The 14549-nt window shown below is 61.8% G+C and carries 11 protein-coding genes and 2 riboswitches; of the genes, 10 read left to right on the forward strand and 1 reads right to left on the reverse strand.

Annotated elements, in window-relative coordinates:
* Positions 1–2: 2 nt before the first annotated feature.
* Together QUG01_RS01915 and QUG01_RS01920 are read left to right on the forward strand one after the other, a co-directional pair.
* Positions 3–1157, forward strand: a complete 1155-nt coding sequence (locus tag QUG01_RS01915) for a sensor histidine kinase (RefSeq protein ID WP_500828640.1) — start codon at positions 3–5, stop codon at positions 1155–1157.
* Positions 1158–1209: 52 nt separating this feature from the next.
* Positions 1210–1524, forward strand: a complete 315-nt coding sequence (locus QUG01_RS01920; protein WP_103319193.1) for an STAS domain-containing protein — start codon at positions 1210–1212, stop codon at positions 1522–1524.
* An 89-nt stretch (positions 1525–1613) separates the two neighbouring features.
* Here QUG01_RS01920 and fdxA read toward each other — a convergent pair whose 3' ends face one another.
* Complete coding sequence (gene fdxA, locus QUG01_RS01925; RefSeq protein WP_500828641.1) at positions 1614–1937, reverse strand: ferredoxin FdxA; 324 nt, start codon at positions 1935–1937, stop codon at positions 1614–1616.
* Positions 1938–2030: 93 nt separating this feature from the next.
* On the opposite strand from fdxA, the gene gluQRS reads away from it, so the two are divergent.
* From gluQRS to QUG01_RS01965, 8 genes are all read left to right on the forward strand, one after another.
* On the forward strand, positions 2031–2927 hold the full coding sequence (gene gluQRS / locus QUG01_RS01930; protein WP_500828642.1) for a tRNA glutamyl-Q(34) synthetase GluQRS: 897 nt from the start codon (positions 2031–2033) through the stop codon (positions 2925–2927).
* A gap of 320 nt (positions 2928–3247) precedes the next feature.
* Positions 3248–4531, forward strand: a complete 1284-nt coding sequence (locus QUG01_RS01935; protein WP_500828643.1) for an amino acid permease — start codon at positions 3248–3250, stop codon at positions 4529–4531.
* 175 nt (positions 4532–4706) lie between these two features.
* Positions 4707–4799: riboswitch (glycine riboswitch) on the forward strand.
* Between the two features lie 14 nt (positions 4800–4813).
* Positions 4814–4912, forward strand: a riboswitch (glycine riboswitch).
* A gap of 41 nt (positions 4913–4953) precedes the next feature.
* Positions 4954–6042: a glycine cleavage system aminomethyltransferase GcvT gene (gene gcvT / locus QUG01_RS01940; protein ID WP_500828644.1), complete on the forward strand. Its 1089-nt coding sequence runs from the start codon at positions 4954–4956 to the stop codon at positions 6040–6042.
* 65 nt (positions 6043–6107) lie between these two features.
* Positions 6108–6494, forward strand: a complete 387-nt coding sequence (gene gcvH, locus QUG01_RS01945; RefSeq protein ID WP_500828645.1) for a glycine cleavage system protein GcvH — start codon at positions 6108–6110, stop codon at positions 6492–6494.
* Positions 6495–6676: 182 nt separating this feature from the next.
* Positions 6677–9529 carry an aminomethyl-transferring glycine dehydrogenase gene (gene gcvP, locus QUG01_RS01950; protein ID WP_500828646.1) on the forward strand — a complete coding sequence of 951 codons (2853 nt, stop codon included), beginning with the start codon at positions 6677–6679 and terminating at the stop codon, positions 9527–9529.
* Between the two features lie 215 nt (positions 9530–9744).
* Positions 9745–10389 (forward strand): class I SAM-dependent methyltransferase, encoded by a 645-nt coding sequence (locus tag QUG01_RS01955; protein WP_500828647.1) that lies wholly within the window; start codon positions 9745–9747, stop codon positions 10387–10389.
* A gap of 205 nt (positions 10390–10594) precedes the next feature.
* The gene (locus tag QUG01_RS01960; protein WP_500828648.1) at positions 10595–12589 is read left to right on the forward strand and encodes a putative bifunctional diguanylate cyclase/phosphodiesterase; all 1995 of its coding nucleotides are present in this window, start codon (positions 10595–10597) and stop codon (positions 12587–12589) included.
* 128 nt (positions 12590–12717) lie between these two features.
* Entirely contained in the window at positions 12718–14301 is a 1584-nt protein-coding gene (locus QUG01_RS01965; RefSeq protein ID WP_500828649.1) for an ABC transporter substrate-binding protein, read from the forward strand.
* Positions 14302–14549 lie beyond the last annotated feature (248 nt).

Raw genomic sequence — 14549 nt, forward strand, 5'->3', positions numbered from 1 at the left:
CCATGGTTTCAAGCTTGAAGGATCAACAGCAGTTGGAGGCGGCGTTTGAGCAGTTCAACGCCGTGTCGGGTCAACTCATTGATGCATATAAACAACTTGAGGCCCAGGTCAATGTTTTGAATGCCCAGCTGGACGAGGCCAACAACCAGTTGCGAAAACAACGAGACGAGAATGCCGCGCTGGCGGAACGCTTGGGTTTGCTGTTGAAAGTCTTGCCGGCGGGGGTGGTGGAGTTGTCTCCCGCCGGCGAAGTGATCGCTCAGAATCTGGCGGCCGAGTCCCTGCTAAGCGGTTGTTATATCGGCGAATGCTGGGATACGGTGTTCGAAAAACTGCAGCGCAGCGAATTGGATGATACCTACGCCTTGTCGCCGGATGGCCAGGGCAGCCGTCTGACCCTGCAATATCAGGATTTGCCGGCATCGGGCGGCCGAATTGTGCTTATTCACGATGTCTCGCGCTTGCATCAGCTGACCAGCGAACTGGCCCGGCAGCAAAAGTTGGCGTCGATGGGCAGCATGGCGGCTTCTCTGGCCCATCAGCTGCGCACCCCCTTGGCCAGCGCCATGCTGTATACCGCGAACCTGAAGCAGGATTTGCCTAGGCCGGAGGATAGGGCGCGTTTCGTGGACAAGAGCCTGGCCAGAATGCGGGCTCTGGAAGGTTTGATACAGAATATGCTGAGCTTTGTAAGGGGGCAGGTTTCGTCGCTGGAGCCGTTGGATGTCGCGGCATTGCTGGATGACGTTTGTGCAATCATGCTGCCGCAGTGCCATGACAAAAGTGTGCATTTCGATTGCCATCCGCCAGCGGTTTCTGCCATAACTGTCTTGGTGGATCGCAAGGCCTTGCAGGGCGCATTGATCAACTTGCTGGAAAACGCCTTGCAATACACGCCGGCTGGCGGGCAGGTGGGGTTGCATGTAGAGGCCGGGGCGTCGGAAGTGGTTTTCCGGGTGGAGGACAGCGGACCCGGTGTCGATCCAGCCGTGCAAGACAGGATTTTCGAGCCTTTTTTCACGTCGCGCCCTGGCGGTACCGGCCTTGGCTTGGCTATCGTGAAGAAAGTGGCGGAAGAGCTGGGCGGCGATGTCAGGTGTTGCAACAAGGAGGCGCATGGCGCCTGCTTTGAATTGAAATTACCGCGGGCCGGATAAGCGGTCGTTAAGCTTGTTCAGCGAATCAATCAGGGAAAGAACAGGGGCTGCGATGAGACCGATTGTTAGAGTCGAGGGGAATGTCGGCACGATGATGCTGATTGGTCAGTTTGACTTTAATCTGCACAAGGATTTCCGCCAGGCCAGCCAGGAACTGCTGGATAACGCCGCGGTGCAGGAAATACGGGTCGACTTTGACCAAGTGCCGTTTCTGGACAGTTCTGCATTGGGCATGCTGCTGTTACTCAAGGAGCGCGCTGCATCGCAGAAGAAGACCATGGTGCTGGTGAACTGCCATGAGGCGGTGTTGCAGGTATTCGAGATTGCCTGTTTCAACAAGATGTTTACGATTCGCCCGGCCGGTTGAGGGCGGCTCCGCCCAGGTTGGCTGTGACCGGGGCGGCCCCGTGCCAGACTGGGCGCGCCAGCCCATTGGGAGCGGCGGGTTGGAGACGCTTAGCGTTCCAGATATTGCAGCTTATCCTTCACCTCCGCCCAGTCGGCATGATCCGGCAACGGGTCGATGCGGTTGACGATGCTGGGCCAGTTCTTGGCCAGTTCCGCATTCAGCTTGATGAAGGCCATTTGGTCCTTGGGTAAATCGTCCTCCGGATAGATCGCGCCGACCGGGCATTCCGCCACGCATAGCGAGCAGTCTATGCACTCGTCCGGGTCTATCGCCAGGAAATTGGGGCCCTCGCGGAAGCAGTCAACCGGGCAGACTTCCACGCAGTCGGTGTATTTGCATTTGATACAGGCTTCGGTTACAACGTAGGCCATTCTTGTTTCCTTCTTAAGGCTGGCGCGTGATTGTAGGGATAATCGTATTTTAGCGAGAAATTTCCCGCCAAGCGCTCCTGCCGTCTGTTTCCGATGTCCATAGCCACTTACCGGGGCCGTTTCGCGCCCAGTCCAACCGGCCTGCTGCATGCGGGCTCGCTCAGCACCGCCGTCGGCAGTTACCTGGAGGCGCGCCGGCGCGGCGGCCAGTGGCTGCTGCGGATGGAGGACTTGGACCCGCCGCGCGAGGTGCCCGGCGCCGCCGCGGATATCCTGCGCACGCTGGAGGCTTTTGGCTTCGAGTGGGATGGCGAAGTGGTTTATCAAAGCCGGCGCCACGATCTATACAGAGATGCCTTGCGGCAATTGATCGCCTCCGGCCATGCCTATGCTTGCTGTTGCACGCGCAAGGAGATCGCGGCGGCGGCGCAACGCGGGCTGGATGGCTATGTCTATCCCGGAACCTGCCGCAATGGCTGTCCGGATGGCCGCGCAGGCCGCGCCTGGCGGCTGCGGCTGACGCCGGGCGAGAGCGTCGTCTGCGATAGGCTGCAGGGCGAGTATCGGCAGAATCTGGCGCGCGACATCGGCGACTTCGTGCTGCTGCGCGCCGACGGCTTCTGGGCCTATCAACTGGCGGTGGTGGTGGATGATGCCGAGCAGGGCGTCAATGATATCGTGCGCGGCGCCGATCTATTGGTGTCCACGCCGCGTCAATTGGCGGTATACGCCGCGCTGGGCTTGCCCGCGCCCACCTACTGCCACTTGCCGGTATTGACCAACGAGGCCGGCGAGAAATTGTCCAAGCAGACGCTGGCGCCGGCGATTTCCGGCGTCGATGCCGCGCGGCAGCTGCGAGCGGCATTGACGCTGCTGGGGCATGCGCCGCCGGCCGAGTGCGGCGATCTGGCGGAGCTGTGGCGCTGGGCCTTGGCCAGTTGGTCGCTGGCTAGCGTGCCGCGCGGCCCCTTGCGTTTGAGTGCCGGCTGACTTGCTTGCGTCGGTTTGGCATGACTTGCGCTGTATGCCGGTTTCTGTGAAAAAAATCGGTAATGCGACATGTTTTTGCATCAAATCTGTGTTCTAATGCGCCCTTTTTTTCGGCGCGACGCCATTTCCCCCACCGCCTGAGATTCTGACTTCGTCTATGTTGAAGTCATGACGCGTGGCGGTCGGCCGTGAGTCCGCCTGTTTCACGCATGCACGACGCCCGTTGCGGACCGGCGGCGCGCCATGCTTTCGTTCGCGATGGAGAATCAGGTTTGAGCGAAAACAGTTCTTCCCCCAAAAAAGGCTCGCTCGGAGTCTGGATGTGCACCGCCCTGGTGGTGGGCAATATGATAGGTTCCGGCGTGTTCCTGCTGCCCGCCTCGCTGGCGCCGTTTGGCGGCATTTCCTTGCTTGGCTGGCTGATCACGGCTGGCGGCGCCATCTGCCTGGCGCTGGTGTTCGCCCGCCTGTCGGCCATCCTGCCGCGCGAAGGCGGGCCATATGCTTATATTCATGCCGGCTTTGGCGATTTTGCCGGGTTCTGGATTGCCTGGGGATACTGGATCGCCTTATGGGCAGGCAATGCCGCGCTGGCGGTGGCGGCCACCAGTTATATGCAGGTGTTCTTTCCGGTTCTCGGCCATAGCGAACTGCTGGCTGGCGTTTTCGCCATCAGTCTGATCTGGATCGTTACCTGGATTAACAGTCGCGGCGCGCACAGTTCGGGCGTGGTGGCGGTGGTGACGACCCTGCTCAAGCTGCTGCCGCTGGCGGCGGTGACCTTCGTCGGTTTTTTCCATCTGAATACCGACAATCTGGCGTTCAATCCTCACCATAAGCCCTTGTTGTCTTCGCTGTCCGCGACCATGGCGCTGACGCTTTGGGCCTTCCTCGGCCTGGAGTCGGCCTCGGTGCCGGCTGGCGATGTCGATCAGCCAGAGAAGACCATTCCGCGGGCCACCGTCATCGGCACCTTGCTGGCTACTGTGCTGTACATTCTGTCGACGATATCGCTGATGGGCTTGATGCCTTCCGATGTGCTGGCGGCGTCTCAGGTGCCGTTTGCCGATGCGGCCCGGTTGATGTGGGGGGATTGGGGTTACTGGCTGGTCGGTTTCGGCGCCGTGGTGTCCTGCTTCGGCGCCCTCAACGGCTGGAGCCTGATGCAGGCGCACGTGCCGGCTGCTGCAGCCAAGGACAAGCTGTTTCCCAGCCGCTTCAATCAACGCAATGCGGCAGGCGTGCCGATCTTTGGCCTGGTGCTGTCCAGCGCCTTGGTCACCATCCTGATGGCGATGAAATACGCTGGCGGCGACAGCGGAGTGAAGATTTTCGAGTTCATCATCCTGCTGGCCACGGCCACCACCTTGTTGCCGTACGCGTTCTGCTCGATGGCGCTGATTGCCATCATGCTGATGCGCGGCAAGGCGTTTGCGCCGCGCGATTACGTGGCGCCGGGCTTCTTCGCCGGCATCGGTTTTGTGTATTCCTTGTGGGCGCTTTACGGCTCCGGCGCGGAGATCGTGATGTGGGGCATGCTGTTGCTGCTGCTCGGCCTGCCGATTTATGTCTGGCAGTTGAAAGAGCGCCACGCCGCCGATTGAGCGGCGGAGGCGGGGGCATGTCAAAGCGCAGCGCGAAAGCCTGCGCTTTTTTCGTTTCCGAATGGTTTTTATTGATAAATATGTGCGCTTATTTTCTTTGAGAAACATTTATTCAGACTGTTTGACATCGAAATAAACTCGGCTTGCCAAGGCGGGGAGATGCCCACCATAATCGGCGAGTCATACAGGAGAGAGCGGCACCCGCGGCCGCCGCCGAAGGCGCAAGCGCACCCGCTAATCGCTCAGGCAAAAGGACTGTATCATCGAGCCGGCGGCCGCCGGCTTGCGCAATCTGGAGAGCGGCGCCCGCGCGGCGTCCACCGAAGGGGCTAACGGCTTATCCGGCCGGAAAATCTCAGGTGCAGGGACAGAGGGGTGTGGTTGATAGAGGCTATCCACACTTTTCTCGAAGGAACCGCGCCATGACGGCCCCGAAACGTACCCCGCTGTTTGAAGCCCACATTGCCGCCGGCGCCAAGATGGTCGATTTCGCCGGTTGGGAAATGCCCATCCATTACGGTTCCCAGCTGAAAGAGCACGAAATCGTCCGCACCGATGCCGGCATGTTCGACGTTTCCCACATGACGGTGATCGACATCACCGGTTCCGACGCCAAGGCCTGGCTGCAAAAACTGATCGCCAACGACGTGGCCAAGCTCGGCTTCGAGGGCAAAGCCTTGTATTCCGGCATGCTGACGCCGCAGGGCACCGTCGTCGACGACCTGATCGTCTATCTCACTTCCTATGGCTACCGCATGGTGGTCAATGCCGGCACCACCGAAAAAGACCTGGCCTGGATGGAAAGCCAGAAGGCCGGTTTCGACGTGGCGCTGAAGGTGCGCCGCGACCTGGCGATGCTGGCGGTGCAAGGCCCCCAAGCCATTGAAAAAGTCTGCGCCATCAAGCCGGAGCTGGCCGAGGCCATCCGCGCGCTGAAAGTGTTCCAGGGCTTGCCGCAGGGCGAATGGTTCTACGCCCGCACCGGCTATACCGGCGAGGATGGCCTGGAAATCATGATTCCCGCCGCGGAAGCCGTTTCCTTCTTCGAACAATTGCTAGCCGTCGGCGTCGCGCCCATCGGCCTCGGTGCGCGCGACACGCTGCGTCTGGAAGCCGGCATGAATTTGTACGGCCACGACATGGACGAAACCGTGTCGCCGCTGGAGGCCGGCATGGGGTGGACCATTGCCTGGGAGCCGGCCGAGCGTAAATTCAATGGCCGCGAGGCGCTGGAAGCGCAAAAGGCCGCTGGCGTGAAAATGAAGCAGGTGGGCCTGGTGCTGGAAGGCCGCGGCGTGCTGCGCGAAGGCCAGAAGGTCCTGGTGGAAGGGGTGGGCGAAGGCGTGATCACCAGCGGCACTTTCTCGCCGACGCTGAAGCACTCCATCGCCATCGCCCGCGTGCCGGCCGCCACCGGTGCTGCCGCCCAAGTGGATCTGCGCGGCACGCTGACCGATGTGCGCGTGGTCAAGATGCCCTTCGTGCGCAATGGCAAGAAAGTATTCGAATAATCGGGCAGCGTCCTTGCGACGACTGCCGTCACCATTGATCCGATCTTAAGCTGGAGAACTTCAAGATGAGCAATATCCCCGCCGAACTCAAATACGTCGAGAGCCACGAATGGCTGCGCCTGGAGGCCGATGGCTCCGTGACCGTGGGCATCACCGCCCACGCGCAGGAACTGTTGGGCGACATCGTCTTCGTCGAGCTGCCCAAGATCGGCAGCGTACTGGCCAAGGAAGAGCAGGCTGGCGCGGTGGAATCGGTCAAGGCGGCTTCCGACGTCTACTGTCCGATCGCCGGCGAAGTGCTGGAAGTGAATGGCGAGCTGGAAGGCGCGCCGGATCTGGCTAATAACGATCCGTACGGCGACGGCTGGTTCTTCAAGATCAAGCCGGCCAATGCGTCCGACCTGGACGGCCTGATGGACGCCGCCGCCTACGCCAAGGAAATCGGCGCTTGATGTGATACGCCCCTGAGTCGCAAGACACAGGGGCGTTTGTTTTTTAGCCACGAAAACCACGAAAAGACACGAAAGATAACAGGAAGCCTATTTCGGCTTCTCTCAGAGTGAGCGGCTTTTCGGCTTCGCGTCATGCCGTTCGTGTCCTTTCGTGGTTTTCGTGGCAAAAGAAAGGTTTTGTTATGTCTCTTGCCGAACTCTTCAATCGTCACGAATTCCTCTCCCGCCATATCGGCCCCAATGACGCCGAGCGCGCCGAGATGCTGGCCGCCATCGGCGCGCCGTCCATCGATGCCCTGGTCGACCAGACTCTGCCGGCCGACATCCGCCTGAACCGCCGCCTGGACCTGCCGGCGCCGCAGCCGGAAGCCGAAGCGCTGGCCGCCTTGAAGGCAGTTGCCAGCAAGAACGTGGTCAACAAATCTTTCATCGGCCTCGGCTACCACCCGGTGCTGACGCCCACCGTCATCCTGCGCAATGTGCTGGAAAATCCGGGCTGGTACACGGCGTACACGCCGTACCAGGCCGAGATCGCCCAGGGCCGTCTGGAGGCGCTGCTGAACTTCCAGCAGATGGTGATCGACCTGACCGGCCTGGAAATGGCCAATGCGTCGCTGCTGGACGAAGCTACGGCCGCCGCCGAGGCGATGGCGATGGCCAAGCGCGTGTCCAAGTCCAAGTCCGTCAGCTTCTTCGTCGACAGCCGCGTGCTGCCGCAGACGCTGGACGTGATGAAGACGCGCGCCAAATACTTCGGCTTCGAGCTGGTGCAAGGCCATCCGGAAGAGGCCGGCAACGGCGACTACTTCGGCGCGCTGTTCCAGTATCCGGGCGAGGCCGGCGATCTGATCGATCTGACCCCGCATATCGCCGCCGTCAAGGCCAAGGGCGGCATCGTCGCCGTCGCCGCCGACGTGATGGCGCTGGTGGCCTTGAAATCTCCGGGCGAAATGGGCGCCGACATCGCGCTGGGCAATACCCAGCGCTTCGGCGTGCCGATGGGCTTCGGCGGCCCGCATGCCGCTTATTTCGCCTTCAAGGACGAGATGAAGCGTTCCGCGCCGGGCCGCATCATCGGCGTGTCCATCGACGCCAAGGGTAAGACCGCGCTGCGCATGGCGCTGCAAACCCGCGAGCAGCACATCCGCCGCGAGAAGGCGAACTCCAACATCTGCACCAGCCAGGTGCTGCTGGCCAATATCGCCGGCCTGTATGCCGTCTATCACGGCCCGGAAGGCGTCAAGCGCATCGCCGCCCGCATCCATCGCCTGGCCGCCATCTTCGCCCACGCGGTGCAAGCCGCCGGCGGCAAGCTGGCGTTCGACCGCTTCTTCGACACGGTGCAGGTGGACGCCCCTAAAGCTGACGCCATCTACGCCGCCGCGCTGGCCGCCGGCTACAACCTGCGCCGCGTCGGCAAGACCGTGCTGGGCGTGGCTTTCCACGAAGCCGCCACCGAGGCGGACCTCGCCAAGCTGATCGAGCTGTTCACCGGCAAGCCGGCCGACATCGCCGCGCTGGACGCCGTGGCCAAAGAGGCCATCCCGGCCGCGCTGAAACGCGAGTCGGCCATCCTGACCCACCCGGTGTTCAACACCCACCATAGCGAGCACGAGATGCTGCGCTATATGAAGAAGCTGGAAAACCGCGACCTGGCGATGAATCATTCGATGATCTCGCTGGGCAGCTGCACCATGAAGCTGAACGCCACCAGCGAGATGATCCCGATCACCTGGCCGGAATTCGCCAATATGCATCCGTTCGCGCCGCGCGAGCAGACCGTGGGCTATCTGGAACTGATCGAGGGTTTGCAGCGGCAGTTGAAGGCGATCACCGGCTTCGACGCCATCTCCATGCAGCCTAACTCCGGCGCCCAGGGCGAGTACGCCGGCCTGTTGGCCATCAGCCGCTACCATGAGTCGCGCGGCGAAGGCCATCGCAATATCTGCCTGATCCCGCAATCGGCGCATGGCACCAACCCGGCCACCGCGCAGATGATGAATATGCAGGTGGTGGTGGTGAAGTGCGACGAGGCCGGCAACGTCGACGTGGCCGACCTGAAGGCCAAGGCCGAACAGCACGCCGCCAACCTGGCCGCGCTGATGATCACCTATCCGTCCACCCACGGCGTGTTCGAGCAGGCCATCCGCGAGATTTGCGAGGTGGTGCATGCCCACGGCGGCCAAGTGTATATGGACGGCGCCAACCTGAACGCCCAGGTGGGTCTGACCCGTCCGGCCGACATCGGCGCCGACGTGTCGCATATGAACCTGCACAAGACCTTCTGCATCCCGCACGGCGGCGGCGGGCCGGGCATGGGCCCGATCGGCTTGAAGGCGCACTTGGCGCCGTTTATGGCCAACCACGTGGTGGCTTCGGTGCCGGGCGCGGAGGAGGGCCAGACCGCAGTCTCCGCCGCGCCGTTCGGCTCGGCTTCCATCCTGCCGATCTCGTATATGTACATCGCCATGATGGGCGCGGAAGGCATGAAGCAGGCGACGGAAAACGCCTTGCTGTCGGCCAACTACCTGGCCACCCGCCTGGCCGAGCACTTCCCGGTGCTGTATACCGGCGTCAATGGCAGGGTGGCGCACGAGTGCATCATCGATCTGCGTCCGCTGAAGGCCGCCTCCGGCGTCACCGAAGTGGACGTGGCCAAGCGCCTGATGGACTACGGCCTCCACGCGCCGACCATGAGCTTCCCGGTGCCGGGCACGCTGATGATAGAGCCGACCGAATCCGAGCCCAAGGCCGAGCTGGACCGCTTCATCGCGGCGATGGCGTCCATCCGCGCCGAGATCGACCAGGTGCAGAACGGCGCATGGCCGGCGGACAACAATCCGCTGGTCAACGCGCCGCACAGCAAGGCCGACATCGCCGGCGACTGGGACCGCCCGTACAGCCGCGAGCAGGGCCTGTTCCCGCTGCCTTATGTGCTGGAGAACAAGTTCTGGCCGAGCGTGAACCGCATCGACGACGTTTATGGCGATCGCAACGTGCAGTGCAGCTGCCCGAGCATCGACAACTATCAGTAAAACTCGTCTCCTGACTGTAAACGACCCCGTCCGGCGCGCGGCCTGACGGGGTTTTTCTTTATCTTGTTGGCCATCGTTTAAGTGTAAATACTTAGTATGTGTATCTAAGTAGTAACAATTTCCCATAAGAACTATTACTAGTAAGTAGTTTCCGCCTGCCGATGATTTGTCTTGTCGGCGCTTGTTTTTGGGAGTGCGTGAGCAGGGGAATAAATATGGGTGCCGCGGATTTTGATGGTTTTTATCGCAGCAATGCGTCGTTCTATGGGGACCGGCCAGCCCTGTCCCTGATTTATTATCTAGATAAGTACAATGTGAAAGGAGAGGGCGTCGGACTGGACCTGGGATGCGGCCAAGGGCGCAATGCCCTGTATCTGGCGCGCCGCGGTTTTTCCATGCGTGGTCTGGATCAGTCTGCGGAGGCGGTGGCGCGTCTGAGCGGGCTGGCCGACGAGCTGCAACTCGACGTCAACGGAGGCGTGGCCGATCTGGCCAATATGGCGGAGGCGGATATCGAGCCGCAGCATTATCAGATCATCGTGGCTTACACCCTGCTGGATCATTTGAGCGAGGATGCGGGCGCCAGGTTGGCGCAAGCCATGGTAGCGGGCCTTGCGCCAGGCGGCTTTCTGTTTGCCTCGGTCTTCCTGGTGGACGATCCCGGCTGCTGCGGCCGTGGCGGGCGCGCCAGCGAAACCGCCGCCTATATCCGGCATTACTACCGTTCCGGAGAGCTGAGAGCGCAATTCTCTCAACTGGAGGCCCTGGCCTATCAGGAGGAATATGCGCTCGATCTCAGCCATGGCTGGCCTCATCACCACAGCATGGCCAGATTATTTGCGCGCAAACCGATCAATTAAAGATATTCACCTCCTCCAAGCAGGGCGAGCGCCCTGCTTTTTTCATTCGGCAACTGAAACGCATGTTTGCCGAAATGGCAGCGGTGAAAATGCCGGCTGCGCAAAATAACAGCAGCGCAGGCGATCTCGTTTGCTACAATGGCAAGCCTTGCCGATAGACGGCGAGCCGGTTTTTTGATGAATAAATAAAAGGTTAACGGCAATCATGCCGAAGAAGAACGTCATCTCCTGGCAGGGAGACAATTTGCCGATGCTGGAGGCTTTGAGCCTGCCGGTTTGGGTGTTCGATATCGATAACAAACGCGTATTCTGGGCCAATCCGGCCGCTCTGGAAGTGTGGGGCGCGGATAGCCTGCAGGAATTATGCGCGCGCGACATGTCGCGCGATATGTCGGTATCCGTGGCGCAGCGGCTCAGCCAGTATCAACAGGATTTCGAACGCGACAATGCCGTGTTCACCGAGAGCTGGACGCTTTACCCCAAAGGCATGCCGCGGCAGTTGAAAGTCGTATTCCGCGGCATCCAGGTCGAAGGCCGGATGATGATGTTCTGCGAGGCCCAGAATACGCTGTCCACCGATCCCGCCACGTTGCGCAGCGCCGAGGCGCTGATGCATACCTCCATGCTGGTCACCTTGTACGACTCCGCCGGCATGGTGTTGTACCGCAACCCGTCGGCCCGCGCCAAGGTGGCCTATGCCAGCGAAACCTGGCGCCAGCATTTCATTCATGATGGCGACTGGCAAACCCTGCAGCAGGGAGTGGCGGCCGCCGGTGAGGCCAGGCAGCTGGCCCAGGTGCACACCCGCCAGGGCATGCGCTGGCATGAAATCGCCGTGCGCGCGTGCCGCGACGGGGTGTCGGGCCAGGACGCGCTGCTGGTCACGGAAGTGGACATCACCGATCTGAAGCACGCCGAGGCGCGCGCCAGCTTCCTCGCCAATCACGACGTGTTGACCGGCCTGCCCAACCGCAACGGCATTCGCAGCGAGCTGCTGCCGTATTTGCAACAGGCCCTGCGCGATGGCCGCCAGGTGGCCTTGATGTTCATCGACCTGGATCGCTTCAAGAACGTCAACGACTCCCTGGGCCACGCCAGCGGCGACGAAATGCTGATCCGCATGAGCGGGCGTTTGTCGCAACTGCTGGGGCATGATGAGAAAGTGGCCCGCCTGGGCGGCGACGAATTCCTGGTGATGCTGGCGGCGCCGGATGTGGCGCAGCGGGCGGAGGCCTTGGGGCTTCGAATTTTGCAAAGCCTGGCGATGCCAATGCGGCTGGGCGGCATGGATATCAGCGTTTCGGCCTCCATCGGCATCAGCGTGTGCGGCGAGGGGCGGCTGGACATCGAACAGATGATGCGCCACGCCGACTTGGCCATGTATGCCGCCAAGGACGCCGGCCGCAACAATCTGATGTTCTTCGCGCCGGTGCTCGAAGAACGCAGCCAGGCGCAGCTGGCGATGGAGCGCGATATCCGGCGCGGCCTGGACGGCGGCGAATTTATCGCCTATTTCCAGCCGCGCGTCGATGTGGCCAGCGGACGCATCGTCGGCGCCGAGGCCTTGGCGCGCTGGCAACACCCGATGCGCGGCATGCTGATGCCGGATGCCTTCATCCCCTTGTGCGAAGACTGCGGCATGGTGCGCGAACTGGGCCGGCAGATCCTGTCCCAGGCGGCCCGCCAGCAGCGCCAATGGCGCGAGCGCGGCCTGGATCTGATGGTGTCGGTCAACCTGTCCCCCAGCCAATTCGTCGATCCGGCGCTGTCCGAGATGGTGGCGCAGGCCTTGCGCGACAGCGGTTGCCAGCCGGAAAAGCTGGAACTGGAAATCACCGAGTCGGTGCTGCTGGGCGATGACGAGCAAACCATGCGCACGCTGCAGTCGCTGCGCGCGCTGGGCGTGCGCATCGCGGTGGACGACTTCGGCACCGGCTACTCCAATCTGGCCTATCTGCAGCGCTACCCGTTGACCTCGCTGAAGATAGACCGTTCTTTTGTCGCCGATCTGGAACGGCGGCCGGCCATTGCCGAGATGATCACCACGCTATGCCGCATGATGGGGCTGAACATGGTGGCGGAAGGCGTGGAGACGTCGCAGCAACTGCGCTGGCTGGCGGAGCGCGGCTGTCAGGAGTACCAGGGCTTCTTGTGCAGCCCGGCCTTGCCGGCCAATCTGTTCGCGCAATTGGTGATGTAGCCGGGCGCCCGTTTGAACGGGCGCTTATTTTCTTAGCCTGATTAATTCGTTGGTTTTCATACCGGATTGGCTTACCCTATTGCGAATCATGCGCCCGGCATGTTGACGGGCGCCGCAAGGAGAATGCCATGAAGGTTCTGTCCGCCGCCCTGCTGACGGCCTGGTTGCCGCTGGGCGCCATGGCCGCCAAGCCGCTCACCATTTGCACCGACGCCAACCCCGAAGGCTTCGATGTGGTGCAATACAACTCCCTGGTCACCACCAATGCCTCCGCCGATGTGCTGATGAGCCGGCTGGTGGAATACGATGCCGCCGCAGGCAAGCTGCGCCCCGGCTTGGCGCGCAGCTGGGAGGCCAGCCCGGATGGCCTGTCCTACACCTTTCATCTGCGTACCGACGCGGCCTTCCATTCCACCGACTACTTCAAGCCTACGCGCAAGCTGAACGCCGACGATGTGGCGTTCACCTTCGACCGCATGCTGAATCCGGACAATCCCTGGTACAAGACCGCGCCTGCCGGTTATCCGCACGCCCAGGCCATGCAGTTTCCCAAGCTGATCAAGGCTGTGCGCAAGCTGGATGCGCAAACCGTGCGTTTTGAGTTGAACTACCCCGAGGCCACGTTCCTGTCCAGCCTGACCATGGGCTTCGCCTCCATCTATTCTGCCGAATACGCGGCGCAGCTGCTGGCGGCGGGCAAGACCGCCGAACTGAACAGCAAGCCCATCGGCACCGGTCCGTTCATTCTCAAGAGCTTCGTCAAGGACGCGCTGGTGCGCTATCAGCCCAACCCCGCGTATTTTGGCGGAAAGCCCAAGGTATCGGCGCTGATCTACGCCATCACGCCGGACTCCAGCGTGCGCTTGCAGAAGCTGCGCGCCGGCGAATGCCAGATCGCGCTGTCGCCGAAACCGCAGGACGTGCAGTCGGCGCAGGCCGACGCCCGCTTGCGGGTGTGGCAGACGCCGGCTTTCATGACGGCCTTCGTCGCCTTCAACAGCCAGAAGAAGCCGCTGGACAATCCGCAGGTGCGGCAGGCGATCAATCTGGCCTTCGATAAAGCCAGCTATCTGAAAGCGGTGTTCGGCAACGGCGCGATTGCCGCCAATCTGGTGTATCCGCCCAATCCCTGGAGCTACGACAAGACCATCAAGCCTTATCCTTACGATCCGGCGCGGGCCAAGAAGCTGCTGGCGCAGGCCGGCTATCCGGACGGCTTCGATGTCGATGTCTGGGTCCGCCCCAGCGGCAGCACGCTGAACCCCAGCCCCAAGGCCGGCGCGGAGATGCTGCAGGCGGATCTGGCCAAGGTCGGCATCCGCCTGCGGATACAGGTGCTGGAGTGGGGCGAACTGATCAAGCGCGGCAAGGCGGGCGAGCACCAGATGCTGTTCATGGGCTGGGCCGGCGACAACGGCGATCCGGACAACTTCCTGACGCCGCAGTTTTCCTGCTCGGCCGTGCAGTCCGGCACCAATTTCGCCCGCTATTGCGATGCGCGCTTGGACAAACTGATCAGCGACGGCAAGAAGACCGCTGACTTCAAGGCGCGCGGCAAGTTGTATCAGTCGGCGCAGCGCCTCATCCATGACCAGGCGCTATGGCTGCCGCTGGCCCATCCCACGGCCTATGTCTTGGCGCGCAAGGAAGTCAGCGGCTTTGCGGTCAATCCGTACGGCCGGGTCGACTTCTCCGCGGCGGCGGTGAAATAGTTTCAGCTGCATTGGTCGGAAAGCGATTTTTTGAAATAGAGCAGTCGCTTTTTTGATGATTCCTTGCCGACGCGCAAGGCGGACAGGCCGCAGCGGGCGCATCCTCTGCGCCACGGTCGGCCGATCTTGCGCGCCGCTCGCCTGATCTCCCCTGATGGCGGCGCATTGCGCCGCAAAATCCGCTTGCATGCAGCGCCATTGATTTTGGTAGTATTGTGTTGGCGGCTGCCGCTTTCAGCGGCCGCCAG

The sequence above is a fragment of the Chromobacterium sp. CCUG 76385 genome (genome assembly GCF_059916625.1).